The sequence below is a fragment of the Kineococcus siccus genome (assembly GCF_009906795.1).
GTDB lineage: Bacteria > Actinomycetota > Actinomycetes > Actinomycetales > Kineococcaceae > Kineococcus > Kineococcus siccus.
This window is the reverse complement of the sequence record NZ_JAAALN010000031.1, coordinates 1-26,073: the sequence shown is the minus strand read 5'-3', so window position 1 is coordinate 26,073 and position 26,073 is coordinate 1. Positions and strand designations below refer to the sequence as shown.

At 74.6% G+C, this 26,073-nt stretch carries 23 protein-coding genes; 8 read left to right on the top strand and 15 right to left on the bottom strand.

What is annotated here, in order from left to right:
- Positions 1-64: 64 nt before the first annotated feature.
- The 8 genes from GTR02_RS06095 to GTR02_RS06060 form a co-directional block, all read right to left on the bottom strand.
- Positions 65-604, bottom strand: coding sequence for a SigE family RNA polymerase sigma factor (locus GTR02_RS06095; RefSeq protein ID WP_166606583.1), 540 nt, complete (start codon positions 602-604; stop codon positions 65-67).
- A 105-nt stretch (positions 605-709) separates the two neighbouring features.
- On the bottom strand, positions 710-1,708 hold the full coding sequence (locus tag GTR02_RS06090; RefSeq protein ID WP_166606582.1) for a TauD/TfdA family dioxygenase: 999 nt from the start codon (positions 1,706-1,708) through the stop codon (positions 710-712).
- Positions 1,709-1,849: 141 nt separating this feature from the next.
- On the bottom strand, positions 1,850-2,599 hold the full coding sequence (locus GTR02_RS06085; RefSeq protein ID WP_166606581.1) for a DNA-formamidopyrimidine glycosylase family protein: 750 nt from the start codon (positions 2,597-2,599) through the stop codon (positions 1,850-1,852).
- A gap of 14 nt (positions 2,600-2,613) precedes the next feature.
- Positions 2,614-2,844 (bottom strand): SCO4848 family membrane protein, encoded by a 231-nt coding sequence (locus GTR02_RS06080; protein WP_166606580.1) that lies wholly within the window; start codon positions 2,842-2,844, stop codon positions 2,614-2,616.
- Between the two features lie 4 nt (positions 2,845-2,848).
- Positions 2,849-3,952 carry a YhjD/YihY/BrkB family envelope integrity protein gene (locus GTR02_RS06075; RefSeq protein ID WP_166606579.1) on the bottom strand — a complete coding sequence of 368 codons (1,104 nt, stop codon included), beginning with the start codon at positions 3,950-3,952 and terminating at the stop codon, positions 2,849-2,851.
- 12 nt (positions 3,953-3,964) lie between these two features.
- Entirely contained in the window at positions 3,965-4,528 is a 564-nt protein-coding gene (locus tag GTR02_RS06070; RefSeq protein ID WP_338073617.1) for a 2'-5' RNA ligase family protein, read from the bottom strand.
- Entirely contained in the window at positions 4,525-5,541 is a 1,017-nt protein-coding gene (gene trpS / locus GTR02_RS06065) for a tryptophan--tRNA ligase (protein ID WP_166606578.1), read from the bottom strand. The genes GTR02_RS06070 and trpS overlap by 4 nt, the downstream gene beginning before the upstream one ends.
- Entirely contained in the window at positions 5,534-8,518 is a 2,985-nt protein-coding gene (locus tag GTR02_RS06060; RefSeq protein WP_338073616.1) for a glycoside hydrolase family 2 TIM barrel-domain containing protein, read from the bottom strand. The genes trpS and GTR02_RS06060 overlap by 8 nt, the downstream gene beginning before the upstream one ends.
- Positions 8,519-8,621: 103 nt before the next feature.
- Between GTR02_RS06060 and GTR02_RS06055 the strand changes: the two genes are divergently transcribed.
- Positions 8,622-10,649, top strand: coding sequence for a beta-galactosidase (locus GTR02_RS06055; protein ID WP_166606576.1), 2,028 nt, complete (start codon positions 8,622-8,624; stop codon positions 10,647-10,649).
- Between the two features lie 105 nt (positions 10,650-10,754).
- Here GTR02_RS06055 and GTR02_RS06050 read toward each other — a convergent pair whose 3' ends face one another.
- From GTR02_RS06050 to GTR02_RS06040, 3 genes are read right to left on the bottom strand one after another with little or no spacing between them, the layout of a single operon-like run.
- The gene (locus GTR02_RS06050) at positions 10,755-11,675 is read right to left on the bottom strand and encodes a carbohydrate ABC transporter permease (protein ID WP_166606575.1); all 921 of its coding nucleotides are present in this window, start codon (positions 11,673-11,675) and stop codon (positions 10,755-10,757) included.
- Positions 11,672-12,634, bottom strand: coding sequence for a carbohydrate ABC transporter permease (locus tag GTR02_RS06045; protein WP_338073615.1), 963 nt, complete (start codon positions 12,632-12,634; stop codon positions 11,672-11,674). The genes GTR02_RS06050 and GTR02_RS06045 overlap by 4 nt, the downstream gene beginning before the upstream one ends.
- Before the next feature lie 45 nt (positions 12,635-12,679).
- Positions 12,680-14,023, bottom strand: coding sequence for an ABC transporter substrate-binding protein (locus tag GTR02_RS06040; protein ID WP_166606574.1), 1,344 nt, complete (start codon positions 14,021-14,023; stop codon positions 12,680-12,682).
- Between the two features lie 249 nt (positions 14,024-14,272).
- On the opposite strand from GTR02_RS06040, the gene GTR02_RS06035 reads away from it, so the two are divergent.
- From GTR02_RS06035 to galK, 3 genes are read left to right on the top strand one after another with little or no spacing between them, the layout of a single operon-like run.
- On the top strand, positions 14,273-15,064 hold the full coding sequence (locus GTR02_RS06035; protein ID WP_166606586.1) for a DeoR/GlpR family DNA-binding transcription regulator: 792 nt from the start codon (positions 14,273-14,275) through the stop codon (positions 15,062-15,064).
- 32 nt (positions 15,065-15,096) lie between these two features.
- Positions 15,097-16,197, top strand: a complete 1,101-nt coding sequence (gene galT / locus GTR02_RS06030) for a galactose-1-phosphate uridylyltransferase (protein ID WP_166606587.1) — start codon at positions 15,097-15,099, stop codon at positions 16,195-16,197.
- Positions 16,194-17,429: a galactokinase gene (gene galK, locus GTR02_RS06025; RefSeq protein ID WP_166606573.1), complete on the top strand. Its 1,236-nt coding sequence runs from the start codon at positions 16,194-16,196 to the stop codon at positions 17,427-17,429. Before galT ends, galK begins: the two co-directional genes overlap by 4 nt.
- Before the next feature lie 32 nt (positions 17,430-17,461).
- On the opposite strand, the gene GTR02_RS06020 is transcribed toward galK, so the two are convergent.
- Genes GTR02_RS06020 through GTR02_RS06005 form a run of 4 tightly spaced genes read right to left on the bottom strand, consistent with a single transcriptional unit; the run spans position 17,462 to position 20,952 of the window.
- On the bottom strand, positions 17,462-18,193 hold the full coding sequence (locus tag GTR02_RS06020; RefSeq protein ID WP_166606572.1) for an ABC transporter permease: 732 nt from the start codon (positions 18,191-18,193) through the stop codon (positions 17,462-17,464).
- Positions 18,193-19,131: an ATP-binding cassette domain-containing protein gene (locus tag GTR02_RS06015; protein WP_166606571.1), complete on the bottom strand. Its 939-nt coding sequence runs from the start codon at positions 19,129-19,131 to the stop codon at positions 18,193-18,195. Before GTR02_RS06015 ends, GTR02_RS06020 begins: the two co-directional genes overlap by 1 nt.
- On the bottom strand, positions 19,128-20,009 hold the full coding sequence (locus GTR02_RS06010; RefSeq protein WP_166606570.1) for an ABC transporter permease: 882 nt from the start codon (positions 20,007-20,009) through the stop codon (positions 19,128-19,130). Before GTR02_RS06010 ends, GTR02_RS06015 begins: the two co-directional genes overlap by 4 nt.
- A complete protein-coding gene (locus tag GTR02_RS06005; RefSeq protein ID WP_166606569.1) occupies positions 20,002-20,952 on the bottom strand; it encodes an ATP-binding cassette domain-containing protein in 951 nt (316 codons plus the stop codon). Before GTR02_RS06005 ends, GTR02_RS06010 begins: the two co-directional genes overlap by 8 nt.
- An 83-nt stretch (positions 20,953-21,035) precedes the next feature.
- Between GTR02_RS06005 and GTR02_RS06000 the strand changes: the two genes are divergently transcribed.
- The 4 genes from GTR02_RS06000 to GTR02_RS05985 form a co-directional block, all read left to right on the top strand.
- Entirely contained in the window at positions 21,036-22,388 is a 1,353-nt protein-coding gene (locus tag GTR02_RS06000; protein ID WP_205708731.1) for an FAD-dependent oxidoreductase, read from the top strand.
- Between the two features lie 67 nt (positions 22,389-22,455).
- Positions 22,456-23,580 (top strand): 23S rRNA (uracil(747)-C(5))-methyltransferase RlmC, encoded by a 1,125-nt coding sequence (gene rlmC, locus GTR02_RS05995; protein WP_166606584.1) that lies wholly within the window; start codon positions 22,456-22,458, stop codon positions 23,578-23,580.
- Positions 23,581-23,631: 51 nt separating this feature from the next.
- Positions 23,632-25,131 (top strand): glycosyltransferase family 39 protein, encoded by a 1,500-nt coding sequence (locus tag GTR02_RS05990; RefSeq protein WP_166606568.1) that lies wholly within the window; start codon positions 23,632-23,634, stop codon positions 25,129-25,131.
- 87 nt (positions 25,132-25,218) lie between these two features.
- The coding region (locus GTR02_RS05985) for a substrate-binding domain-containing protein (protein WP_166606567.1) at positions 25,219-26,073 on the top strand (855 nt) is incomplete at its 3' end.

Sequence of the window (26,073 nt, the reverse complement as noted above, 5' to 3'; positions counted from 1 at the left end):
TCCCCGGCCCGCACCCCCTCGGTCGCGCGACGCATCTCGCTCCTGATCCTGTCCTCGAACGGGTTCACCGTCGGTCCCCCTCCCTCGTCAGCCGTGCGCTCATGGCGGGTGCCGGTACCCGGCCCGCGTCGTCGTCCTCGTCCATCGCCCTGCGCAGCCGCGCCAGCCCCTTCGAGGCCTGGCTCTTCACGGTCCCCCGCGACACGTCGAGCTCGTCGGCGATCCGCTCCTCGGACCAGTCCTCGAAGTACCGCAGGACGATGACGGCCCGCTGTCGCGGCGGCAGCGCCCGCAGGTGCTCGACGACCCCCGCCCGCTCGGCGCGGGCCTCGGCCCCGTCCTCGTCGGCCCGGTCGTGCCAGGGCTCGATCGACACTTCGCGCGGGCGCCGGGACAACCGGCGCCAGCGGTCGGCCACGTGCCGGCTCATGGCGGTCCGCGCGTAGGCGTCCGGGTCGTCGATCCCGGGCCACCGCACGTACATGCGCTCCAGCACGTCCTGCACCAGGTCCTCGGCCGCGCCGCGGTCCCCGGTCAGCAGGAGCGCCACGCGGAGCAGCCGGGTGCCCGACGTCCGCACGAACGCGTCGTAGTCCTCGCGCACGCCGCCCTCCCCGCTCCTCGTGCTCCCGGTCCTGCCGTGCACCCCCCTAGACGCCACGAGGGCCGCGCCGGTTGCCCGGCGCGGCCCTCGAGGTGCTGAGTCGGGTCAGCTGAAGCTGGCCTGCACCACGCGCTCGCCGCCGGGGCGGGCGAAGCGCGAGCGGCGCAGGTCGCGGACGACGAAGCCGCGGCTGATGAAGCGGTCCGTGCCGTCGAAGCGCGGCGCGAACGAGGAGCGCCCGTGCATGGCGCGGAGGTTGTCGAGCAGGAGGACGTCGCCCGGCTGCAGGACCACGGCGTGCCGGTGGGCCACGTAGACCTCGAGGACGCGCTCGAGGAGCGCCTGCGCGCGCTTGGTGATGCCGTGCATGAGGTCCTGGTCGACGAGCAGCGTCGGGTCGTCCGGGTCGCCCGACAGGATCGGGAACGGGCCGCGCACCTCGCGCGTGTCCAGGTAGTCGGCGAAGGACTCGTCGACGAGCGTGGTCCACAGCGGCCGGTAGAGCTCCATCAGGTCGCTCGGGTCGAAGTGGGCCGCGAGGTCCAGCCCGCGGAACGCGTACGTCGCGGCCTGGCTGTCGCCGCGCAGGCAGCCCAGGACGACGTAGTCCGGGCGCAGGGCGGAGAAGCACTGCTCGGTGTGGGCCTCGAGCTCGACCTTCGAGCCCTGCGACTGCTGGGTCGCGGCCAGCTTCGGGTTGGGGACCATGTCCTGCAGCAGGTGCCCGTGCCCCTCGGCGGCGTAGCCGACCATGTGCCCGAGCGCGTGGCTGACGACGGCCTGCTGGCGGGCCAGCAGGGTGCGGCCGCCGACGCCGCCCGTGTTGTCGACCGGGGTGGCGGGCAGCTCGCCGGTGTCCAGCCCGCGCAGGACCAGCACGCCCGAGTCGGACCCGCGCTCCTCGAAGGCCCACAGCTTCTCGAGCAGCGTCGTCGGCAGCTGCGGCGTCAGGAGGCGCGCCTGCCGGCAGAAGGCCGCGGGCTCGGTGACCGGGTCGGCCGCGAGGCGCCGCCCCAGGGACGCGAGCGCACCCTGCTCGTCGCTGCTCAGCTCGTGGAACGTGGGGACCGCAGCAGAGCTGGACAGGAACACGGACGCGGACATGGACGGGTCTCCGATCGACGGTGAGCAGGTACTGCGCAGCGTAGCCCTCCGCGCGTGCGCAATCTGCCCACCCGAGTGCGACTCACCCGCCCAGACTGACGTCTGACGTCTGCTGCCCCCACCACGCGGCAGGGCCGTCGCTCAGCGCTGCTCGGCGGGGCAGGCGTAGGTCGTCCGGCCGCCGAGCTGCCACGTCCGCACGGGCGCACCGCAGCGCCGGCACGCGTCGCGCTTGTAGACCCACCGCTCGGCCGGGGCGCCCGGGTCGCTGACGACGAGGCCGGCCTCGACGCCGAGCGCGAGGTGGACGACCGCGAGGTCCCACAACCGCGCCGCCTCGTCGTCGTCGACGACCCGGCGGGCCGGGTCGATGCCCGCCACGAACAGCAGTTCCGCGCGCCAGGCGTTGCCGAGCCCCGCCCAGACGGCCTGGTCGAGCAGGGCCGTGCCGACGGGCGCGCGCTTGGCGGTGAGCCGGCGCACGGCCTCGGCGCGGGCGGCCGGGCCGCCGCCCCGCAGCGGGTCCGGGCCGAGGCCGGCGACCAGGGTGTCGCGCGCGGCGGGCGTCACGGCCTCGCAGCGCATCGGGGCGACCAGGGAGAAGGCCACCTCGTCGGTGGCCAGCCGCAGCCGGGTGCCCGCGCGCGGCGGCAGGGTCGGGTCGTCGGAGCGCAGGAAGAAGCCGTCGTGACCGAGGTGGACGTGCAGCGCGGGGGCGTCGTCGACGTCGTAGAACAGGTGCTTGCCCCACACGTCCACGCCCCGCACGACGTGCCCGTCGAAGGGCGTCGCGTCGAAGCGGCCCTGCGGGCTGGACGCCGTCACGACGCGCCCCCCGAGCGCCGCGGCGTGCTCCCGGCCGTAGCGGTGCAGCAGGTGTCCCTCGGGCATCGTGCGGGCTCCCCTCAGCGTCGGCCGCGCGCCCCGCGCAGTCCGCGCAGGCCGATCACCGCGATGGTCGTCCCCAGCGCGAGGCTGACGACGACCAGCACGAGGTGGACCAGGAGGAACGGCTGCGGGCCGTCCTCGAACGACCGCGGGTCGCCCCAGATGTTGCGCAGGAACGTGGGCCAGATGATCCAGCTCCACACGCCGAACAGGAGCAGGAACACGCTGGTCCGCCGGGAGAGCACCACGGGCTCATCCTCTCCTGAGCACCGAGCGCAGCACCGCCCGCCCCGCGACGGCCGCCCCGGCCCCGAGCGCCCCGAGCACGACACCCGCCGCGAGCGTGGTGCGGTCCTCGGCGCGCGGGCTGAAGGACGGGGCCTGCACGGGGCGCGGCCCCAGCGGCACGTCGTACTGGGCCTTCGCCGGCCCGTGCGCGGGCAGCAGCGTGCCGGCGTCCTCGGCCGTCGTCGCCGCCCAGGCCGCGGCCCAGAGGATCAGCCGGCCCATGAGGTTCATGAGGACCAGCAGCACGATGACGCTGGCCGCGGCCCCGGCCAGCGCGTTGCCCTCCGCGCTGCGCTGGGCGATGCCCGTCCCGAACTGCTTCAGCACCCCGAGGCCGACGCCGCCCAGGACGGCGCCGGACAGCAGCTGGCGCAGCGGGACGTCCGCCCCCGGCAGGATCCGGAACACGGCGAGGAACGTCGCGGTGTCCAGCGCGAAGGAGACCGCGAACCCCGCGGCCGTGACCAGCCAGCGCCCGGGGGTCGTGTCGCCCGCGCCGAGGAGCTCGAGAAGGTACTGCGCGGCCACCTTGGTGACGAGCACGGAGGACACCGACAGCAGCACCCCGACGCCGATGACGACGAGCACGAGCAAGTCCCGCAGCTTGACCAGGACGATGAACCCCCCGCCCGCGTCCTCGCCGAACACCGCGCGGATGCCCTGCCGCATGCCGTCGATCCAGCCCAGCCCCGTGAACGCCAGCGTGGCCAGCGACACGACCAGGGCCCAGTTCAACGTCGAGCTGTTGAGCACCTCGTCGATGTAGATCCCGGTGGTGGGCTCTCCCGCCGGGGGGAAGCCCGGCTTCAGCAGCCCCGACAGGTAGGTGCTCCCCACCTCCACGAGCGCCGCGACCACCGGGTCGCGCACCTGGGGGACGGCGGCCATGACCAGGCCGAGCACGGTGAGACCGGCGAGGACCGCCGGGAACACGGAGAAGAACGCGAAGTAGGCGATGCCCCCGGCGAGGACGTTGCCCCGCGCCTCGGTGTAGCGCTGGTAGGCGCGGCCCGGGTGGGTCCGCATGCCCTTCGCGACCACGCTCGTCACGTGCTGCAGCGCGTTCACGACACCCCTTGCCTAGGCCTCCGGGAAGGCGAAGTCCTCCTGAGGGCGCCACACACCGTCGGCGCCGTGCTCGTAGAGGCTGAACCCCCTCACCGTGAAGGTCGCCTCCCAGTCGCGCAAGGTGAGCTCGGCGCGGTCGAGGTCCGCCTCGTCGACGTCGTGGGCCACGGTGACGTGCGGGTGGTAGGGGAAGGTCAGGTCCCGCTGCAGGGGCCCGGAGCGGATCGCGGCCTGCAGCAGCTCGCACTCCGAGATGCCGCGGGACAGGGGCACGAAGACGACGGGCGAGACGGGCCGGAACGTGGCGGTCCCCCGCAGGTGGACCTCGAAGGGCCGCACGCGCGCGGCCGTCTCGCGCAGGTGCCGGCGCGCCGCCCGGAACCGCGACCGCGGCAGCGCGCTGGGCGGGAGCAGCGTGATGTGCGGGGGGACGCGGTCGGCCAGCGGGTCGCCGAAGGCCTTGCGCCACGACGCCAGGTCCCCCGCGTGGGGCTCCGGGACGGCGATCGAGATGCCGATGGTCGGCAGCGAGACCGCGGTGCCGAGCCCCCGGCTGACCGCCTCCGACGTGCTCACCGCCTCCGGCCCACGAGGCCCACGCGGTCGTAGACGAGGGCGAGGGTCTGCTCGGCGATCGCGTCGGCGCGGCGGGCGCCGTCGGCGAGGACGTCGTCGAGGGTGGCCGGGTCCGCGAGCAGCTCGAGCGTCCGCTCGCGCACCGGGCTGAGGGCCTCGGTGACGACCTCGGCGAGCTCCTTCTTGAGGTCCCCGTACCCGCGGCCCGCGAAGTCCTGCTCGAGGTCGGCGACGCTGCGCCCGGACAGGGCCGCGTGGATGCTCAGCAGGTTCGAGACGCCCGGCTTCTCCGCGGGATCGAAGCGCACCTCGCGGCCGGTGTCGGTGACGGCCGAGCGGATCTTCTTGGCCGTGACCTTCGGGTCGTCCATGACGTCGACGATGCCGCCCGGCGAGGACGACGTCTTGCTCATCTTGGCGCCCGGCTCCTGCAGGTCGTAGACCTTGCCGGTCTCCTTCAGGATGTACGGCCGCGGCACCACGAACGTCTCCCCGAAGCGGCTGTTGAACCGCTGCGCGAGGTCGCGCGTGAGCTCCAGGTGCTGACGCTGGTCCTCGCCCACAGGCACCTCGGCCGCCTGGTACAGCAGGATGTCGGCCGCCATGAGGACGGGGTAGGTGAACAGCCCGACCGTGGTGCCCTCGTTGCCCTGACGGGCGGACTTGTCCTTGAACTGCGTCATCCGGCTCGCCTCGCCGAAGCCCGTGAGGCAGCTCAGCACCCAGGCCAGCTCGGCGTGCGCGGGCACGTGGCTCTGGACGAAGAGCGCCGAGCGCTCGGGGTCCACCCCGGCCGCGAGGTACTGCGCCGCGGTCCGGCGGGTCCGCTGGCGCAGCTGCGCCGGTTCCGGCGCCACCGTCAGGGCGTGCAGGTCGACGACGCAGTAGAGGGCCTCGTGGGTGTCCTGCAGCGCCACCCACTGCGTGAGTGCCCCGAGGTAGTTGCCGAGGTGCAGCGAGTCCGACGTGGGCTGCATGCCGGACAGCAGCCGCGGGCGGGCCTCCTCAACCATGGGTCCCAGTCTGCCAGCCACGGCCGGGTGCCCCGTCACCCAGCGCGTCACCCAGCGCGTCACCCAGCGGGCGCAGCACGACGCCGAACGTCGTGGGCGCCGACGCCAGCCGGTGCTGCGGCAGGGCCCCGGGGCCGCAGGACCCCGTCCCGATCCCGTGCTGGGCCGCGTCCAGGTGCAGCCAGACGCTCCCCTCGTCGGTCAGCTCCACGGTGTGCCGCGCCGCGTCGAGCTGCTCCGTGCTCCAGCGGCGTGCGGTCACGCCGAGGGCGGGGACGCCCTCGACGCGCAGGCCGGGGCCCGCCCCGGTGAGCTCGGCCCAGCGCACGTCGGCGCGCTGGCCGTTCTCCTGCGGGAAGACGTACGGCGTCTGCAGGGCGTCGATCGACGACGTGAAGCGGCCGACGCGCGTGGCGTACCCCGTGTCCGCGTACGCCTCGCCCGGGCCGCGCCCGAACCACGTCACGTCCGCCAGGTGGCGGGGCAGGCGCAGCCGCAGGCCCAGGCGCGGCAGCGGCACCCCGAGCTCCCCCTCGGGGACGACGTCGACGTCGACGCGGGCGCCGCCCTCGACGGCGCTCCACCGATGGGTCACCACCCAGCCGAGGTCCGTCCCGGGCGGCGCGACGCGCGTCGTGACCACCACGGCGTCGCCCGTCAGGGCGACGGAGACCGTGCGGTGGCGCAGGTGGTCCAGCCGCAGCTCGCGCCACGGCCCCGCGAGCGGGTCGCCGTGCCGGCCCGCGTCGTTGTCGGTCGGGGCGCGCCACAGGTCCAGGCGGGCCCCGTCGACCGCGAGGCCGCCCACCGCGAGCAGCCCGCCGGTGCGGGCGTCGAGCCGGGCGGGGCCGACGAGCAGGTCGCTCTCGCTGCGCCGCGGCGCCGTGCGGGCCGGGGCGGGGTCGCGGACGGGCCCGGGGTCGAGCTGGACCTGCCCGGTGCCGACGACGTGCCCGGCCGACGCCCAGGACGTGTCCTCGCTCAGGACGGCGCGCACGGTGAGCCAGCGCTCCCCCGCGGCCGGTCCCAGCTCGAGCAGCTCGGCGGGGGCCTCGAGCAGCGCCGACTCCCCGGGGGCGAGGGCGGGCGCCGCCCAGCTCGCCGTGGCGCGCAGCTCGCCGCCGTCCTCGACGGTCCCGACGAGCCGCAGGTGCTCCAGCGTGACGAGGTTGTACCGGTTCGTCAGGCGCAGCCGCGGGCCGCCCGGCGCGTCCTCGCCGGTGAAGCGCGCGGGCGCCACGACGGCCGCGTAGTCGAGCAGCCCGGGCGACGGCGTGCGGTCGGGGAACACGAGGCCGTCGGCCACGAAGTTGCCGTCGTGCACGTCCTCGCCGAAGTCCCCGCCGTAGGCGAAGCGCTGCCGGCCGACCTCGTCGCGCTGGCGCAGGCCGTGGTCGATCCACTCCCAGACGAACCCGCCCATGCAGCGCTCGGAGGAGTCGAAGATCTCCTGGTACTCCTGCAGCCCGCCCGGCCCGACGCCCATGGCGTGCGCGTACTCGCACTGCACGAACGGCATGGCGCGGCGGCGGGCGTCGGCCTCGGCGTCGGGCAGCGGCTCCTCGGTGCGGGTCGCGATCGCGGCGGTCTCGGCGTGGTCGGCGTACATGCGGGAGTAGACGTCGACGTCGGGGCAGGACCAGTCGTGCTCGTAGTGGATCGGCCGCGAGGAGTCGCGCCCGCGCGTCCAGCGGGCCATCGCGGCGAGGTTCTGCCCCGTCCCGCTCTCGTTGCCCAGCGACCACATGACGATGCTCGGGTGGTTCTTGTCGCGCTCCACCGTGCGGCGCATGCGGTCGAGCATCGCGTCGGCCCAGCGCGGGTCGTCGGAGGGGTTGTCGCGCCAGTCGACGAAGAAGAACCCGTGCGTCTCCAGGTCGCACTCGTCGACGACCCACAGGCCGAACTCGTCGCACAGCTCGAGGAACTCGGGGTGCGGCGGGTAGTGGCTGGTGCGCACCGCGTCGACGTTGTGCCGCTTCATGAGCAGGACGTCGTCGAGCATGTCCTGGCGGGTGACGCTGCGCCCGCGGTCCGGGTGCGCCTCGTGCCGGTTGACGCCGTGCAGCGTGATCGGCCGGCCGTTGACGGTGAACACGCCGTCGACGATCGCGACGGTGCGGAAGCCGATGCGCAGGCGGACGCGCTCGGCGTCGGTGACGACCTCGGCGTCGTACAGGCGCGGCACCTCCGCCGACCACGGTTCGACGCCGGGGACGACGACCTCCTCCCCGGCGGCGAGGTCGAGGCCGAGCTCGGGCACGATGACGCGCGCGCTCGCGCCGTCGCGGGTCTCGACGTCCACGCGCAGGGTGCCCGTGCCGTCGGCGAAGCCCGCGTGGCAGAACACGTCGTCGATCCCGCCGGCGGGGCGGCGCAGCAGCGTGACGTCGCGGAAGATGCCGGACAGCCACCACATGTCCTGGTCCTCGAGGTAGCTGCCGGAGGACCACTGGTGCACGCGCACGGCGAGCTGGTGCACGTCGCCGTCCGCCAGCGCGTCGGTGACGTCGAACTCGACGGGCAGGCGGCTGCCGACGGAGCGGCCCACCTCGGTGCCGTCGACGTGCACGGAGAACGCGGAGTCGACGCCCTCGAAGCGCAGGACGACGCGGCCCTCGCCCGCGGGCAGGGCGAACGTGCGGCGGTAGTCACCCGTCGGGTTCTCGTCGGGCACGAACGGCGGCTCGAGCGGGAAGGGGTACGTCACGTTGGTGTAGGCCGGCGACCCGTGGCCCTGCAGCTGCCAGTGGCCGGGGACGGCGATGCGGTCCCAGGCACTGTCGTCGTACGAGGCGCCCGTCGCGTCGAGGGGGACGTCGGCGCGCGGGGACAGCCGGAAGCGCCAGGAGCCGTTCAGGTCCACGCGGGGGGCGTCGGAGCGCAACCAGGCGCGGGCGGGCAGGGCGCCCAGCGAGGGCGTGCGCTCGTGGACCCAGGCGGCGGAGTCGATCGGGGCGGCGGTGTCGTCGATCACCGTGGAACCCTCTCCGGGGTGTTTCCCGATGTCAAGATGTGTTCGATCGTGTTCGGGGCGGGTGAGCGGTGCGCCGCCGCAGGGGGGCTGCCATGCTGGGCCGGTGCGGCAGTGGAGCGGGACCGGCATCGCGTACGGCGCGGACTACAACCCCGAGCAGTGGCCCGAGGAGGTGCGCGCCGAGGACGTCGCGCTGATGCGGGAGGCCGGCGTCACGCTGGTCTCCGTCGGCATCTTCTCCTGGGGCCTGCTGGAACCCGAGCCGGGCCGGTTCGAGTTCGACTGGCTCGAGCGGGTGCTGGACGACCTGCACGCCGCGGGCATCGGCGTCGACCTCGCCACGGCCACGGCGTCGCCGCCGGCCTGGCTGTCGCAGCGCTGGCCCGAGGTGCTGCCGGTCGACCACGAGGGCCGCCGGGCGACCTTCGGCAGCCGGCAGAGCTGGTGCCCCAGCTCGCCCGTCTACCGGGAGCGGTCGCTCGCCCTGGTCGAGGCCCTGGCTGCCCGCTTCGGCGCCCACCCGGCGCTGCGCCTGTGGCACATCAGCAACGAGCTGGGCTGCCACAACGCCCGCTGCTACTGCGACGTCAGCGCGGCCGCCTTCCGCACGTGGCTGCAGCGGCGCCACGGGGACGTGGCCGCGCTGAACGACGCGTGGGCGACGGCCTTCTGGAGCCAGCACTACACCTCCTTCGAGCAGGTGCAGGTGCCGGCGCTGTCGACGTCGTTCCCGAACCCCGCGCACGCGCTGGACTTCGCCCGGTTCTCCTCCGAGGAGCTGCTCGGCCAGCACCTCGCGGAGCAGGCCGTCCTGCGCCGCGTGACCCCCGACGTCGCCACGACGACGAACTTCATGGTCTCGGCCGGGCAGACGTCGATGGACTACGGCCGCTGGGCGCGTGCGCAGGACGTGGTGTCCAACGACCACTACCTCGTCCACGCGCTGCCCGACCCGCGCGCCGAGCTGGCCTTCGCGGCCGACATGACCCGCGGCATCGCGGGCGGGCCGTGGCTGCTCATGGAGCACTCCACGAGCGCCGTGAACTGGCAGCCCGTCAACGTCGCCAAGGCGCCCGGGGAGATGCTGCGCGACTCCCTCGCCCACGTCGCCCGCGGCGCCGACGGCGTCATGTTCTTCCAGTGGCGCGCGAGCTCCGGCGGGGCCGAGCAGTGGCACTCCGGGATGGTGCCCCACGCGGGCCGCGACACCGCCCGCTTCCGCGAGGTCGTGGAGCTGGGCGCCGTCCTGCGGCGCCTCGCCGACGTGCGGGGCAGCGACGTGGAGGCCGACGTCGCCGTCCTCGTGGACTACGAGAACACCTGGGCGATGGAGGGCCCGACGCTGCCGTCGGCGCGCGTGGGTCACCTCGACGTCGCGCACCAGGTGCACCGCCTGCTGCGGGAGCGGCAGGTGACCGCGGACGTCCTGGCCGTGGGGGCCCACCCCGACGACCTCGCCGCGGTCCTGGCCGGCTACCGCGTGGTCGTGGTCCCCACGCTGTACCTGTGCGACGACGCGACCGCGGCCGCCGTCGCCGCGGCGGCCGCCGCGGGCGCGCAGGTCGTGGTCACGTACCTGTCGGGGGTCGTGGACGAGCGCGTGCGGGTGCGCCTGGGCGGGTACCCGGGCGCCTTCCGGGAGCTGCTGGGCGTGCGCGTCGAGGAGTTCCACCCGCTGCTGGCGGGGGTCGGGACCGCCCTCGACGACGGGTCCACGGGCGAGGTGTGGTCGGAGCTGGCCCGCGCGGACGAGGACGTCGAGGTCCTGGCCGCCTACGCCGACGGGGCCGTCGCGGGCTCCCCCGCGCTGACGCGCCGCGCCGTGCCGGGCGGCGGCGCCGCCTGGTACGTCGGCACGACGCTGGACGACGAGGCGCTCGACGGTCTGCTGCAGGCGGTTTGCGCGGCGGGCGGGGTCGTCCCGGTCGCGGCCGCCACGGGCTACGTCGACGTGGTCCGCCGCCGCGACGCGGCCACGGGCCGCAGCTGGCTGTTCGCGCTGAACCACGGCGACGAGGTGGCCACGGTCGACGTCGACGGGGTCGACGCGGTGTCCGGGGCGGAGGTCGCGGGGACGCTGCGGCTCGCGCCGGGCGGGTGTGCCGTGGTGGCCGAGGCGCCCCGCGCCTGACGCCCCTGCGCCTGAGACCGCGCGGGCCGGGCCCGCACGACGACGACGGCCGGCGGGGAGGACCCCGCCGGCCGTCATCGTGGTGCCGCTGCGCGGCGCAGGGGCTCAGCCCTTGGTGGCGCCCAGGGTCAGCCCGGAGACGAACTGCTTCTGCAGGGCGAAGAAGACCACGAGCACCGGCAGGGCCACGAGGACCGAGCCCGCCGAGAGCAGGTTGTAGTCGGTGAAGAACGCGCCCTTGAGGTTGTTCAGCGAGCTGGTGATCGGGAACTTGTCGCCCGACTGCAGCAGCACCGTGGCCCAGAAGAACTCGTTGTAGATCCAGGTGATCTCGAGCACCGCGAGGGCGGCCAGCGCGGGCCGGCACAGCGGCAGCGTGATCTGCCACCACTGCCGCAGGACGCTGAGTCCGTCGACCTGCGCCGCCTCGTAGAGCTCGTACGGCAGCGTCTTCATGTAGTTGCTCAGCACGAAGGCGCAGAAGCCGGTCTGGAACGCGGTGTTGACGATGATCAGCGCCCAGTAGCTGTCGAGCAGCGTGCCCGAGTAGCTGAACCAGTAGGGCACTTCGACCGAGCGGAACAGCCGGTACAGCGGGATCAGCAGTGCCTGCGGCGGCAGCAGGTTGGCCGCGGTGAACATGCCCAGGAGCGCCAGGTTGAACTTGAAGTTGAACCGGGCGACGACGAAGGCGATCGACGACGCCAGCAGCAGCGCCAGCACGACCGAGGGCATGGTGATGATCACCGAGTTCAGGAAGTGCTGGCCGAAGTCACCCTGCCGCCAGGCTTCGGTGTAGTTGCCCAGCGTGAAGCCGCCGAAGGACGCGTACCCGTTGGCCTGCGTGTACTGGTAGTCGCGGAAGGAGTTGAAGACCGCCCACAGCAGGGGGAACAGCCACAGCACGGACGAGACGACGAGGAACACGTAGAGGAGCACGCGCGCCGGCGTCAGCCGGCGGCGGGCCTGCTGCGGGGCTCCCTCCTCGGTGCGGCGGCGGACGGCCTGGGCGGTCGCGGAGCTCATCGCTCGTCCTCTCGCATGACGACGGTCAGGTAGATGCTGATGAAGACCAGCGAGATGAGCAGCATGAGCGTGGCGAGCGCCGACCCGAACCCGATCCGACTCGCCTCCCCCACGATGTTCTGGGTCACGAGCGTGGCGAGCAGCTCCAGGCCGTTGCGGCCCTGGTTGATGACCCAGACCAGGTCGAACGCCCGCAGCGACTCGATCACCGTGATGACCAGCACGATGATGTTGATGGGCCGCATCACCGGGAAGACGATCCGGAAGAAGGTCTGGACCTCGCTCGCACCGTCCATCTGCGCGGCCTCCTTGAGGGAGGCGTCGACGCCCTTGAGACCGGCCAAGTACAGGAGCATGACGTAGCCGACCTGCCGCCAGCAGGTCGCGAACAGCGCGGCCCAGATGTTCCACTTCGGGTCGCCGTAGAAGTCGACCTGGGTGCCGAGCACGGCGTTGATCAGGCCCTGGTCGCGCGAGTACATCAGCTGCCAGATGAAGCCGATGAGCGCCAGCGACAGCACGACGGGCAGGTAGAGCGCGGTCTGGTAGAACCGGCTGCCCTTGAGGTCCTTGTCGATGAGGACCGCGAAGAAGATGCCCAGCGGGGTCGCGACCACGAACATCACCACGAGCCAGAGCAGGTTGTGCTCCACCGCCGGCTTGAAGGGCGGGTAGATCGTGAAGACGTCCGTGTAGTTCTTCAGACCGATGACCTTGATGTCGGCCAGTCCGCCGATGCCGTTCCAGTTGGTGAAGGAGAGCAGCACCGACGCGATGGCCGGCAGCCAGATGAGGCCGACCACGATGATCGTCGGCACGGCCACCATGAGGACCACGACGATCCGGTCTGAACCGCTGAGCCGCCGCACCCGGCCCGCCTTGCCGGCGCCGGCGTGGGAACCCTGGCGCGGTTGCCGGTGCGCCGTCTGCGGCGCCACCAGGGGCAGATCAGGAGACACGACGACCTCCAGGGTCGGGACGGGTCCGGGTGAGGCGGGTCGCGGTCACGAGGCGAAGATGCTCTTCTTCTGGCTCTCGATCGAGGTGAGCAGGCCATCGACGTCCGCCGGGTTCTGCAGGAAGCTCTGCAGCGACGGGATCATCACGGTGGAGGCGAAGTCGGGGCGCGTGTCGCGGTCCATGAACTGCGAGATCGACTTCGCGCTGGAGACGAACTCGGCGCACTTCAGCTGCAGGGCGGTGTACTTCGACTGGTCGGACTTCGTGTTCGCCGCGATGGCCGAGGGGTCGATCGTCGTCTGCACGGTGCCGTTCTCGGGGGAGCCGAAGAACGTCAGCAGCTTCTTCGCGCCGTCCTCGTTGCGGGGGCGCTTGGACATCATGAAGCCGTCCAGGGGGGCCTCGACGGCGTCCGCGCCGACGGCCGGGTCGACCTCGGGGAAGTTGAAGAAGTCGATGTCGTCCTGGTCGGCGTCGGGGAACTGCTGGCCGATGAAGGAGCCGATCAGCATCATCCCGGAGGTCTTGTTGACGACGCCCGTGGCCGCCTCCTGCCACGTGCGGCCGAGGGAGTCGGCCTGGTGGAAGGGCAGCAGGCCGCGCCACGTGTCGAACACCTGCTTGACCTTGGGGTCGGTCCACGCCTCCTTGCCGGCCATGAGGTCGACGTGGAACTGGTAGCCGTTGATCCGCATGTTGAGCTGGTCGAACGTGCCCATCGCCGGCCAGCCCTCCTTGTCGGCGAAGGCGATCGGCACGAGGCCGTCGGTCTGCATCTGCGTGGCCAGCGCCGTCATCTCGTCCAGCGTGGTCGGCGCCTGGTACCCGCGCTCGGCGAACAGCGACTTGCGGTAGAAGACCGCCCAGGGCCCGTAGGTCGTGGGGACGAGGTACTGCTTGCCGTCCTCGCCCGTCGAGGCCTTCTTGAACGCGTCGGTGTAGTCGGCGCCGATGGTCGACCACACGTCGCTGATGTCGCCCGCGAGGCCCTGGGAGGCGAAGAACTGCATGCGGTAGCCGGAGAACCAGGAGAAGACGTCGTCCGGGCTGCCCTGCAGGTAGTTGTTGATGTTGTTCTGGAAGGTCGTGTGGTCGACCTTGTTCAACTTGATGCTGATGCTCTGGGCCTTCTGCGCCGCGGCGACCATCGCGTCCATCGTCTTCACGGGGACCGGGTCGGAGAAGTTGGAGCCGAGCGTGACCTGGGCGCCGCCACCACCGCCGCCGCCACCGGCGGCCCCGCCGTCGCCGCAGGCGGCGAGCAGCGCCGGGATCCCGGCGGCCAGCAGCGAACCGCGCAGCAGGCCGCGTCGGCTGAACGACGTGGCGCGCACGGAGTCGGGGACGAGGCCGGCGAGGTACTCGTCCTGCGTGGAGGGGCGGGTCATGGCGACTCCTTCGTCGTTCGGGGGCGTCGTCGCCCCGGCTCCGCCCGCACGATCGCGGTCGGGCAAGGTCGAGAGTGGGGGGCCCCTCCACGGCTGTCAAGCAGAACGCGCAAAGTCGAACATCACGACTGTGCAACCGTGTTCGGCGGTGTTGACTTGGCTCGCGCTCTCTCGGCATCCTGCGACGGTGCAGAGCTGCCGACCTCCGCGGGTCCCCGCGGTCACCCCTGCCGTGGGAGGGTGAGCGCCGTGCTGGCACGTCAGCGACAGGACCTGATCCTCGAGCAGGTCCGCTCCCGGGGCAGCGTCCGCGTGTCCGAGCTCGTGGACCGGCTCGGCGTCTCGGACATGACCGTGCGGCGCGACATCGCCCAGCTGTCCCGACGCGGGCTCGTCGACCGGGTGCACGGCGGCGCCGCCTCGACCGACGCGCGCAGCAGCGACGAACCCGGCTTCGCCGCCAAGTCGGCGCTGCAGCAGGCGGAGAAGCGCGCCATCGGCGCGCTGGCGGCCGGCCTCGTCGAACCGGGCGCGTCCGTGGCGCTGTCCGCCGGCACCACCACCGTCGAGGTGGCCCTCGCCCTGCGCGACGTGCTCGACCTGACGGTGGTCACCAACTCGCCGCCCGTGGCGGAGGCGCTGCACGAGCCGAGCCGGCGCGACCGGACCGTCATCCTGTGCGGGGGCATCCGCACCCCCTCCGACGCCCTCGTCGGGCCCGTGGCCGTGCGCAGCCTGGCGTCCCTGCACGTCGACTGGCTGTTCCTGGGCGTGCACGGCATCGCCCCCGGCGCCGGGCTGACCACCCCCAACATCGTCGAGGGCGAGACCGACCGCGCCCTCATGGCGGCCGCCTCGTCCGTCGTCGTCGTCGCCGACTCCACCAAGTGGGGCGTCGTCGGGCTGAGCTCGATCGCCGACCTCGACGACGTCGACGTCCTGGTGACCGACACCGGCCTGCCGGACGACGCCCGCGCCGTCGTGACCGAACGCGTCGGCAGGTTGCTGCTGGCCGACACCCCCGAGGAGACCGCCCTGTGAGCCCGCACGCGTTCCGCCGCACCTCGACCCGGATGGCCGACGGCCGGGAGCTGCTGTACTTCGACGACTCCGAGCCGTGGCTGTCGGGTGCCGCGGTGCGCGACGCCGTCGACCACCGGCCGCTGCCCCCCGCCGACGAGGTCGTGCGCGGCGGCTCGCAGGTCCGCCTGGACCCGCTGACCGGCGACTGGATCGCCATGGCCTCGCACCGCAACGACCGCACCCTCATGCCGCCGCCGGACGAGGACCCGCTCGCCCCCACCCTGCCGGGCCGGTTCCCCACCGAGATCGCCGACTCCAGCTACGACGTCGTCGTCTTCGAGAACCGGTTCCCCTCCTTCTCCACCCGCATCGGCGGGGAGTTCGGCCACGTCGACGGCGAGGACGTGTTCCCGACGCGGCCCGCGACGGGGCGCTGCGAGGTCATCTGCTTCACCCCCGAGCCCTCGGGGTCGTTCGCGCAGCTGTCGCCGCACCGCGCCCGCACGGTCGTCGAGGCGTGGGTCGACCGCACCGAGGCCCTCGCGAAGGTCGACGGCGTCGAGCAGGTGTTCTGCTTCGAGAACCGCGGGGCCGAGATCGGCGTCACGCTGCCGCACCCGCACGGGCAGATCTACGGCTACCCCTTCGTCACCCCGCGCACCGCGACCATGCTGCGCCGCGCCGCGGAGCACCGGGAGGCCACGGGCCGCAACCTGTTCCGCGACGTCCTGGACGCCGAGCGTCGCTCCGGGGCCCGCGTCGTGCTGGAGACCGAGCACTGGACGGCGTACGTGCCGGCCGCGGCGCGCTGGCCCGTGGAGGTGCACCTCGCGCCGCACCGCGACGTGCCGGACCTGCCCGCGCTCGACGACGCCGAGCGCGCGGACCTCGTCGTCGCCTACCTCGACGTGCTGCAGCGGCTCGACCGGTACTACCCCGACGACCACCCCCTGCCCTACATCGCCGGGTGGCACCAGGCCCCCGTGCACACCGGCCGCGACGAGTTCCGCCTGCACCTGCAGGTCTTCTCCGTCCTGCGCGGCCCCGGCAAGGTCAAGTACCTCGCCGGCTCGGAGTCCGCCATGGCCGCCTGGGTCAACGACACGACGCCGGAGCGGGTCGCCGCCCGGCTGCGGGAGGTCTCGCAGTGACGCAGCACGCCCACCCCGGAGCCGCTCCGGCCGCGGAGTTCTTCGAGGCGCCGGCGCGCGCCGAGGCGGCCGCGGGCGTCGCCGACGCGTTCCGCCGCGCCCACGGCGGCGAGCCCGCCGGGGTCTGGTCGGCGCCCGGACGGGTGAACCTCATCGGCGAGCACGTCGACTACACGGGCGGGCTCTGCCTGCCGCTGGCCCTGCCGCACCGCACGTTCGTGGCCCTGCGCCCGCGCACCGACGGGGTCGTCCGCGTGCGCTCCGTGCAGGCCGACGAGGGTTTCGAGGGTCCGCTGCACGAGGTCGGGCCCGGCTCGCCGCAGGGCTGGGCCGCCTACGTCGCGGGCGTGCCGTGGGCGATGTGGGAGCGCGGGCTCGCGGGCTCGGCCGTGAGCGGGGGTTTCGACGCGGTCGTGGACGGTCACGTCCCGCTCGGGTCGGGGCTGTCCTCCTCGGCCGCGCTGGAGTGCGCCGTCGCCGTCGCGCTCGGCGAGCTGGCCGGGCTGCCGCTGGACGACGCGGGCCGGGCGGTGCTCGCCGGGGCCTGCGTGCAGGCCGAGAACGAGGTCGCGGGCGCCCCGACCGGCGGCATGGACCAGGCCGCGTCGCTGCGCTGCACCGAGGGCGGCGGCATCCTGCTCGACACGCGCGACGACACCGTGCAGCAGGTTCCCCTCGACCTCGCGGCGGCCGGGCTCGCGCTGCTGGTGATGGACACCCGCGCCGAGCACTCCCACGCGGGCGGGGAGTACGGGGCCCGCCGCGCCAGCGTGGAGCGGGCGTGCGAGGTCCTCGGGGTGCCGACGCTGCGCGAGGTCGACCCCGAGCGCCTCGACGAGGCGCTCGCGCGCCTGGGCGACGACGAGCTGCGCCGGCGGGTGCGGCACGTCGTCACCGAGATCGACCGCGTCCGCCGCGCGGCGGACCTGCTGCGGGCCGGGCGGGAGCGCGAGATCGCCGGGCTGCTGGACGCCTCCCACGAGTCGCTGCGCTCCGACTACGAGGTGTCCTGCCGCGAGCTCGACCTGGCCGTCGACACCGCCCGCGCCTCCGGTGCCCTCGCCGCCCGGATGACCGGCGGGGGCTTCGGCGGGTCCGCGATCGCCCTGGTCGAGGTCGACGCCGTGCAGCCCGTCGCCCGCGCGGTCGCGTCGGCCTTCGCCGGCGTGGGGCTGCGCGCGCCGCAGTTCCTCGCCGCGCTGCCCAGCCACGGGGCGGCCCGCGACCTCTGACGGCCGCGGACCGCTCCCTCAGCGGGCGACGCTCACCCGACGTCCATGCGCTGCAGGCGGATCGAGGACAGCACGACGGACCCGACCGCGATGCCCGCCAGCACGACGGCCGACGTCACGACGCCCGTGGTCGCCACGGTGCCGACCGGCACGTCGCCCGGGATGGCGAGGGTGGCCACGCGCCGGCCGTAGGAGCCGATCGACAGACCGCGCAGCGCGGGGGCCAGCCCCGCGAGGAACGTCTCCCACAGCACGACGTAGGCGAGCCCGGCGAGCAGGCCGCGGCGGGTCAGCAGCGACAGCAGCACGAACAGCCCGGTGTAGGCCGCGGACGTGAGGGCGGTCGCCAGGAGGATCCCGCCGACGACGTCCGCCGCCGGCAGGTTGATCGAGATGCCGACGGCCATGCACGCGAGGCTCGCGGGCAGCACGACCACGAACGTCGACACCCAGGCCGCCGCGAACCGCGCGACGACGAGGTGCCAGCGGGGGCGGGCGACGCCGCGCAGCAGCGGCAGCGTCCGGCTGTCCCGCTCGTCGCCGAAGGCCCCGATGCCGAGCACGAGCGCGACGATCGGGACGACCAGCCCGGTGAGCAGGTTCGCCGTGAGGGTCGTCTGGACGCCGTAGCGGCCGGCGACGCTGGTCACCGCGATGACGACGACCGCGACCACCGCGACCAGCAGGGGCAGCGCGGCGAAGGCCGCGGTGCGGCCGCGGAACAGGATGCCCCGCAACGAGAAGCCGAACAGCGTGGTGCCCATCAGCGACCTGCTCCTCTCGCGGCGCGCACCAGGTGCGCGAACGTGCTCTCCAGGTCCTCCCCGACGGGCTCGACCCGCCGCAGGGTGGCGCCGGCCCGCTGGGCCAGCACCGGGACGGCGTCGGCCAGCCCCACGGCGCGCGGGGTCTCCACGACCACGCCCCGCCCGTCCGGGTCGCTGCGCACCGCGACCACCAGCCCCTCGGCCAGCAGCAGACCCGCCAGCTCGGCGACCCGCGTCCCCTCCAGCCGCAGGGTCCGCGGGCGGTCGACCAGGAGGTCGCGGATGCCCGCGGGTTCGCCCTCGGCCACGAGGCGGCCGTTGACGACGACGAGGACGCGCCCCGCCATCCGCTCCACCTCGGCGAGGACGTGGGAGGACACCAGCACCGTGCGGCCCTCGGCCCCCAGCGCCGCGACGAGGTCGACGTCGGCGCGCCGCTGGGCGGGGTCGAGCCCGTTGAGGGGTTCGTCCAGCAGCAGCACCTGCGGGTCGTGCACGAGGGCCTGCGCGAGCTTCACGCGCTGCCGCATGCCCTTGGAGTACCCGCCGACGCGGCGGTCGGCCGCCTCCGCGAGGCCCACCCGGGCCAGGGCGTTCGCCGCCGCGCCCCGCGGGTCGCGCACCCCGCGCTGCCGCGCCAGGAACTCCACCTGCGAGCGGGCGCTGGCGTGCGCCCACGTGCCCTCGCCGTCGGAGACCACACCCAGGCCGCGGTTGACGCCCGCGTCGGTGTGCGGGTCCACGCCCAGCACGCGCACCGAGCCCTGGCTGGGGCGCGAGAACCCCGCGAGCAGCGACAGCGCCGTCGACTTGCCGGCCCCGTTGTGCCCCAGCAGGCCCGTCACCCCCGCCCCGAGGGCGAAGGACACGTCGGACAGGGCGACGGTGTCGCCGAACCACTTGCTGACCCCGGCCAGCTCGACCACAGCGGTCACGTGTCGCTCCCCCGGGAGTAGCGGGCCGCGACGACGGCGGACCCGCCGACGACCACGAGCGCCCAGACGACCCAGGCCAGGCCGCCCGGCCCGCTGATCGACCCGTCGACGATGGAGGCCGCGAGCCGGATCGGGCCCGACGCGGGGTCGAGCGCGAGCGGCCACTCGTCGCCGAGGACGGTGGCGAGGAGCACGGTCACGACGGGCGCGACGAGCACGACGGCGAGGTAACCGCCGACCGCGAACACGCGCCGCGAGGTCAGCGCGCCGACCAGCAGTCCCAGCACCGTGTGGAACAGCGTGACCACGGCGGCGGCCAGCACGATGCGCGGCAGGTCGGCGGCGTTGTCGGCCACCCACCGCCCCGGGTCGTCGGCCGTGGCGATCGACCCCACGAACAGCACGAGCATCGGGCCCAGCACGATGATGGCGAGCAGCGACAGCGCCGCGAGGAACGTCCCGACGAGGTACTCCACCCACGAGACGGCGGTCGCGAAGTACAGCGCGAGCACCCGGTCACGGCGGTCCCGCGTCAGCATCGACGGGATCGCCGTGGCGACGAAGGCGAGCAGGACGACGCCGTTGGTGGCGAGCAGGTTCGGGTAGCTGATGAGCTCCGTCGGCTGCAGCGTCACCTGCGGCACGAGCAGCGGGACCGCGACCACGGCGAGCGCCGGCAGGTAGGCGACGGCCAGCAGCAGGAACGGCCACACCTTCGACCCGGCGCTGCGGCGCAGGCCGAGCGGGCGGCGCACGCTCGAGGCGACGAAGCTCGCGACGGCCGTGGGGCGCGGGCGCAGGGTCCCGGACCAGCGGGAGTAGCGGATGTCGTGCAGGACGGCGCGGGGTGCGCCGGCCCCGCCCGGGGCCTCAGCCACCGTGCACCCCCATCGCGTCGACGACGACGTCCTCGAGCCCGCGGGACGCGGACACCAGGTGCTGCAGCCCGACCCCGCGGCTCGCGGCCAGGTCGCGCACGACGTCCAGCGCCTCGTCGGAGCTGCGGTCGAGACCGATGTCGCCCGTCGCGGTGGGCGCGACGCGGATGCCGAGCGGCGCAAGGAGGGGTTCCAGCGCCCGCGCGAACTCCCCGACGTCCCCCGAGACGGCGAGCTCGACCGGGCCCGTGAGGGCCTGCTCGACCTGCACGGGACGCTGCGCGGCGAGGGTCCCCGACCGCAGGACCACGACCTCGTCGCACGTGCGCTCGATGTCCTCCAGCACGTGCGAGCTGGCGATGACCCGGATGCCCAGGTCCGACGACAGGCGCCGCACGATCGTCAGCATCTCCTCGCGGCCCGCGGGGTCCAGGCCCGAGGTCGGCTCGTCGAGCAGGACCAGGTCGGGACCGTGCACGAGCGCCTGCGCGAGCTTGGTGCGCTGCTGCATGCCGAGGGAGTAGGAACCCACGGGGCGGCGGCGCTCCTCCTCCAGCCCCACGGCGAAGAGGACCTCGCTCGTGCGGCGCACCGCGTCGCGCCGGCCGAGCCCGCGCATGCGGGCCAGCTGGACGCAGACGTCCTGGGCGGACAGGTCCGCCGGCAGGCACGGGTGCTCGGGCATGAACCCGACGCGGCGGCGGACCTCGCGGCGGTCGGCGACGGCGTCCAGGCCCAGCACCCGCAGCTGCCCCGCGTCGGGACGGGCGAGGCCCAGGGCCGTGCGCAGGAGGGTCGACTTGCCGGCCCCGTTGGCGCCGAGGAGCCCGGTCGCCGGGGCGGAGAACGTCACGCTGAGGCGGTCCAGCGCCGTCACGGATCCGAACGTCTTGCTGACCTGCACGCACTCCAGGCCCGGTGGGGCGGCGGCTTCGATGCTCACGCCCCCACACAACCACCCCGGGCCCGCCGGTCTCGTCCTCCCATCGGCGTGCCGCGCGTCGGCTCATCGGCGACGATCACGGGGTGAGCACCCCCACCGGACCGCGGGACCGCCGGCGCGACGACGACGGCACCCTGGCGGTGGACGTCGCGGTGCTGGGCACCGGGTCGGGCGGGAAGCTCGTCGCCCTCGAGCTGGCCCGGGCGGGCCGCTCGGTCGCGGTCGTCGAGGCCACCCGCGTCGGGGGCGACTGCCCCTACGTGGCCTGCGTGCCGTCGAAGTCGCTGCTGCTGTCGGCCCGCCGCGGCCTGCCCTGGACCGCGGCCGCCGCCCTGCGCGACGAGGCCTCCGCCCACCGCGACGACACCGCGGCGGCCGCGGAGCTCGAGCGGGAGGGCGTCCGCCTGCTGCGCGGGTTCGGCCGCTGGGCCGGCCCGGGCCGGGTCGTCGCCGGGACCGTGGAGGTGCGCGCCGGCGTCGTGGTGGTGGCCACGGGCAGCTCGCCCGTCCGCCCGCCCGTCGACGGCCTCGACGACGTCCCGACCTGGACCTCCGTCGACGCGCTGTCGTCGGCGGAGCCGCCCGCGCGCCTCGTCGTCCTCGGCGGCGGGGCCGTGGGCTGCGAGCTGTCCGAGGCCTTCGCGGGCCTCGGCAGCGAGGTGGTGCTCGTGCAGCGCAGCGCCCACCTGCTGTCCGCCGAACCCGCGTGGGTCGGGGACCTGGTGGCGGAGTCGTTGCGGCGCAAGGGGGTCGACGTCCGCACGGGCGCGGGCGCCGAGGCCGCCACCCGCACGCCGGAGGGTTCCGTCCTGCGGCTGGACGACGGGTCCGTCCTGCCGTTCGACCGGCTGCTGCTCGCGACGGGGCGCGCGCCGAACCTCCCGCCCGGCCTCGACGAGATCACCGTCGACGCGCGCTGCCGGGTCCTGGCGGGAGGCGCGCCCGTGCCCGGCCTGTTCGCCGTCGGCGACGTCACGGGCGTCTCGCAGTACACGCACTCGGCCAACCACCAGGCGCGCACCGTGGTCGCCGAGGTGCTCGGGCGCGGCCGGGACGCGGACCTCTCGGGCGTGCCGCGCGTGGTGTACACCGACCCCGCGGTCCTCTGCGTCGGCGACACCCGGCGGACCGACGGGGTCGTGCGGGCGTCCTTCGACGTCGGCGAGGTCGCGAGGGCGCACCTCGTCCAGGGGGTCGCCGGACCGCGCGGCCCGGCCGTGCGCGGCCGCGTCGAGCTCGTGGCGGACACGGCCACCGGGGTCCTCGTGGGGGCCGCCTGCGTCGGTCCCGAGGCGGACTCGTGGGGCGCGGAGCTGACGCTCGCGGTCCGCGCCCGGCTCGACGTCGACCTGCTCGCGCACCACGTCCGCGCGTTCCCCACCTGGTCCGAGGCGGTCCAGCCCGCGCTGCAGGCCCTGCAGGACGCCCGCGCCTGACCCCCGGCGCGGGAGGTGGCCGGGCGCCCCGGCGCGGGGCGGCGGGTCGCCTAGGATGGGCACCCTTGTGCAGTGCGACTACTACGACGCGGGCGTGTGCCGGTCGTGCACCCTCATGGGCCGGCCGTACCCGCTGCAGCTGTCCGGCCGGGTCCAGCACGTGCGCGACCTCCTGGCGGCCGCCGGGGACGTGACCTGGCTGCCACCGGTCGAGAGCCCCGAGGCCGACTACCGCAACAAGGCCAAGATGGTCGTCGGGGGGACGGCCGAGGAGCCGACCATCGGCCTGCTGGACCGCACCGGCCGCGCGGTCGACATCCGCGGCTGCGGGGTCTGCACCCCGGGCGTGCGCGCGGTCCTGCCGGTCCTCGCGGAGTTCATCGGCACCGCGGGCCTGACCCCCTACGACGTCGCCGCGCGCCGCGGCGAGCTGAAGTACCTGCTCGTCACCGACTCCCCCGACGGCCGCGTCATGGTCCGGTTCGTCCTGCGCTCGCAGGAGGCGCTGCCGCGCCTGCGCAAGCACCTGCCCGCGCTGCTGCGGCGACTGCCGCAGCTGGAGGTCGTGAGCGCGAACCTCCTGCCCGAGCACAAGGCGGTCGTCGAGGGCGACCGCGAGGTCGTGCTCACCGAGGCGTCCACGCTGCCCATGCGGGTCGGCGACCACGTCCTGCACCTGCGCCCGCAGAGCTTCTTCCAGACGAACACCACCGTCGCCGCCGCGCTGTACCGGCAGGCGCGCGCGTGGACGCAGGAGCTGGGCCCCGCGTCGGTGTGGGACCTGTACTGCGGCGTCGGGGGTTTCGCGCTGCACTGCGCCGGGGAGGACCGCGACGTCGTCGGGGTCGAGACGAGCCCCGAGGCGGTCGCGAGCGCGCGGCTCAGCGCCCGCGAGGCGGGCCTGGCCCGGGTCCGGTTCGAGGTGGGCGACGCGGGCTCCTTCGCCCGGGCCGCACCGGACGTGCCCGAGCTGGTCGTCGTCAACCCGCCGCGACGGGGTCTGGGCGCGCAGCTCGGCCGCTGGCTGGAGGCCTCCCGCGTGCGGCACGTCCTGTACTCCAGCTGCAACGCCACGACGCTCGCGAGCGACCTCGCGGCCATGCCCTCGCTGCGCCCGCGCGTGGCCCGGGTCCTCGACATGTTCCCGCAGACGGCCCACCAGGAGGTCGCGGTCCTGCTCGAGCGGGACTGACGCGCGCGCAGACCCTGGCGCCCGCGGCACCCGGACGGCGACGATGCCGGGGTGCTCCCGACCGTGACCGCCGCGCGGAGGCCGACCGCGCTCGCGCCGGTGGCCACGCGTCCCCTGCTCGCGGCCGTCGTCGTGGTCTCGGCCGCCCTGACGGCCGCGAGCGGCGGGTACGGCTACCACCGCGACGAGCTGTACTTCCGGATGCTCGACCCCGCGTGGGGCTACCTCGACCAGCCGCCGCTGGCTCCCTTCCTGGCCCGCACGCTGAGCGCGGTCGTCGACGAGCCGTGGGCGCTCCGCGTCCCGGCGACGCTGTCGATGGCCGCCCTCGTGGTGGTCACGACCCTCCTCGCGCGGGAGCTGGGCGGGGACCACCGCGCGCAGCGCCTCGCGGCCTGGGCGGCCGCGTCCGCGTCCGTCCCGCTCGCCATGGCGCACGTCCTGCTGACCTCCTCCCTCGACCTCTGGGTCTGGCCGGCGGTCGTGCTGTGCGCGGTCCGGGCCCTGCTGCGCGACCGGCCCCGGTGGTGGCTGGGTGCCGGTCTCGTCGCGGGTCTCAGCACCTACGACAAGCTCCTCGTCGCCGTGCTCGGCGTGGCCCTGCTGGCCGGTCTGCTCGCGACCGGTCCCCGGGCCGTGCTCCGCTCGCGGCACCTCCTCGGCGGAGTCCTGCTCGCCGCGGTCGTGGCCGCACCGAACCTCGCCTACCAGGCCGCGAACGACTGGCCCCAGCTGACCGTCGGCGCGGCGCTCGCCGCGGACGACGGCGCCGAGGTCCGCGCCTCGACGCTGCCGATGCTGCTGCTCCTGCTGGGCCCGCCGCTGGTCCCGGTGTGGCTGGCGGGCTGGGTCGCGCTCGCCCGGCGGCCCGCCTGGCGCCGGGTCCGGTCCCTCGCCGTGGCCGCGCCGGTCGTCGTGCTGCTGGTCCTCGCCATGGGGTCGCAGAACTACTACCCGATGGGGGTGCTGACGGTCCTGCTGGCCGCGGGCTGCGTACCGGTCGCCGGCTGGTGCGCCGGCCGGCGGGGCCGCACGCGCCTGGTGGCCGGTGCCGTCGCGGCGAACGCCCTCGTCAGCGCCGTGGTCGCCCTCCCGGTCGTCCCCGTCTCGGTGCTCGGCCGGACCCCCGTGCCCGCCGTGAACCAGGTGGCCCGCGACAGCCTCGGGTGGCCGCGGTACGTGCAGCAGGTGGCCGCGGTGCGGGCGGCGCTGCCCCCCGGCGACCGGGCGCGGTCGGTCGTCGTGACCAGCAACTACGGCGAGGCCGGCGCGGTCGACCGCTTCGGCCCCGCCCTCGGCCTGGACACCGTCTACAGCGCGCACAACGCGCTCGCCGACCAGGCGCGGCCGCCGGAGGACGCGACGGTCGTGGTGTTCGTCGGCACGACCCTGGACCGGGCCCGGCGGGTGTTCACGCGCTGCGACGTCGTCGACCACCTGGACTCCGGCCTCGGCGTGGACGGTGAGGAGGAGGGCGCCCCGATCGCCGTGTGCCGCAACCCCGTCGGCGGCTGGAGCCGGGCGTGGCCCCTGCTGCGCCACATCGACTGAACCGGTGGTCGCGGGCGGGTCGGTCGAGCCCACCCGGCCGCGGGTGGGACAGTGTGCGTCCGAGGATCCCGGGCCGGAGGAGGAGTCGTGCCGACGACGGGTGCACCCACGCTGGAGTCCGTGGCCGCGCGCGCCGGCGTCTCCCGCGCCACCGCCGGGAGGGTCCTCTCCGGCTCCGACCGCGTCGGCTCCGCCGCGCGCGACGCCGTCCTGCGCGCCGCCGCCGACCTGTCCTACGTCACCAACCAGGCCGCACGCTCGCTCGTGACGCGGCGCAGCGGGTCGGTGGCGCTCGTCGTCGTGGAGCCCGTGGAGCGGTTCTTCTCCGACTCCTACTTCCCGCTCGTCCTCAGCGGGGCGCAGGCGGTGCTGGCGGACCGGGAGGTCCAGCTCGTGCTCGTCGTCCTCTCGACGACCCGGGAGCGCGAGCGCTTCGAGCGCTACGCCCGCGGCGGCCACGTCGACGGCGCCATCCTCGTCTCCGTGCACGGCGCCGACCCCCTGCCGCAGCACCTGCTCGACGCCGGGATCCCCGTGGTCATGTCGGGGCGCCCCTTCGACGAGGCCTCCACGGTGCCCTACGTCTCGGCCGACAACGTCGGGGGTGCGCGCGCCGCGACCCGGTACCTGCTGGAGGCGGGGTGCCGGCAGATCGTCAGCGTGACGGGGCCCATGGACATGCGGGTGGGGCAGGACCGGCTCGCGGGCTTCCAGGCCGAGCTGAAGGCCCACCGCCGGCGCCACGCGAAGCGGCTGGCCGCCTCCGGCGACTTCTCCGTCGCGGGTGGACGGGCCGCAACCGAGACCCTGCTGGGCCGCTACCCCGACCTGGACGGCATCTTCGCCGCCAACGACCTCATGGCGGCCGGCGCCCTGCAGGCCCTGGCCACCGCGGGCCGGTCCGTGCCGGGCGACGTCCGGGTCATCGGCTTCGACGACGCC

Excerpts from the sequence above, each read along its gene's own strand:
- GTR02_RS06085 (WP_166606581.1), bottom strand. The coding sequence starts at position 2,599 with ATGCCCGAGGGACACCTGCTGCACCGCTACGGCCGGGAGCACGCCGCG.
- GTR02_RS06040 (WP_166606574.1), bottom strand. The coding sequence starts at position 14,023 with ATGACCCGCCCCTCCACGCAGGACGAGTACCTCGCCGGCCTCGTCCCC.
- GTR02_RS06050 (WP_166606575.1), bottom strand. The coding sequence starts at position 11,675 with ATGAGCTCCGCGACCGCCCAGGCCGTCCGCCGCCGCACCGAGGAGGGA.
- GTR02_RS06090 (WP_166606582.1), bottom strand. The coding sequence starts at position 1,708 with ATGTCCGCGTCCGTGTTCCTGTCCAGCTCTGCTGCGGTCCCCACGTTC.
- GTR02_RS06020 (WP_166606572.1), bottom strand. The coding sequence starts at position 18,193 with ATGGGCACCACGCTGTTCGGCTTCTCGTTGCGGGGCATCCTGTTCCGC.
- galT (WP_166606587.1), top strand. The coding sequence starts at position 15,097 with ATGGCCGACGGCCGGGAGCTGCTGTACTTCGACGACTCCGAGCCGTGG.
- trpS (WP_166606578.1), bottom strand. The coding sequence starts at position 5,541 with ATGGTTGAGGAGGCCCGCCCGCGGCTGCTGTCCGGCATGCAGCCCACG.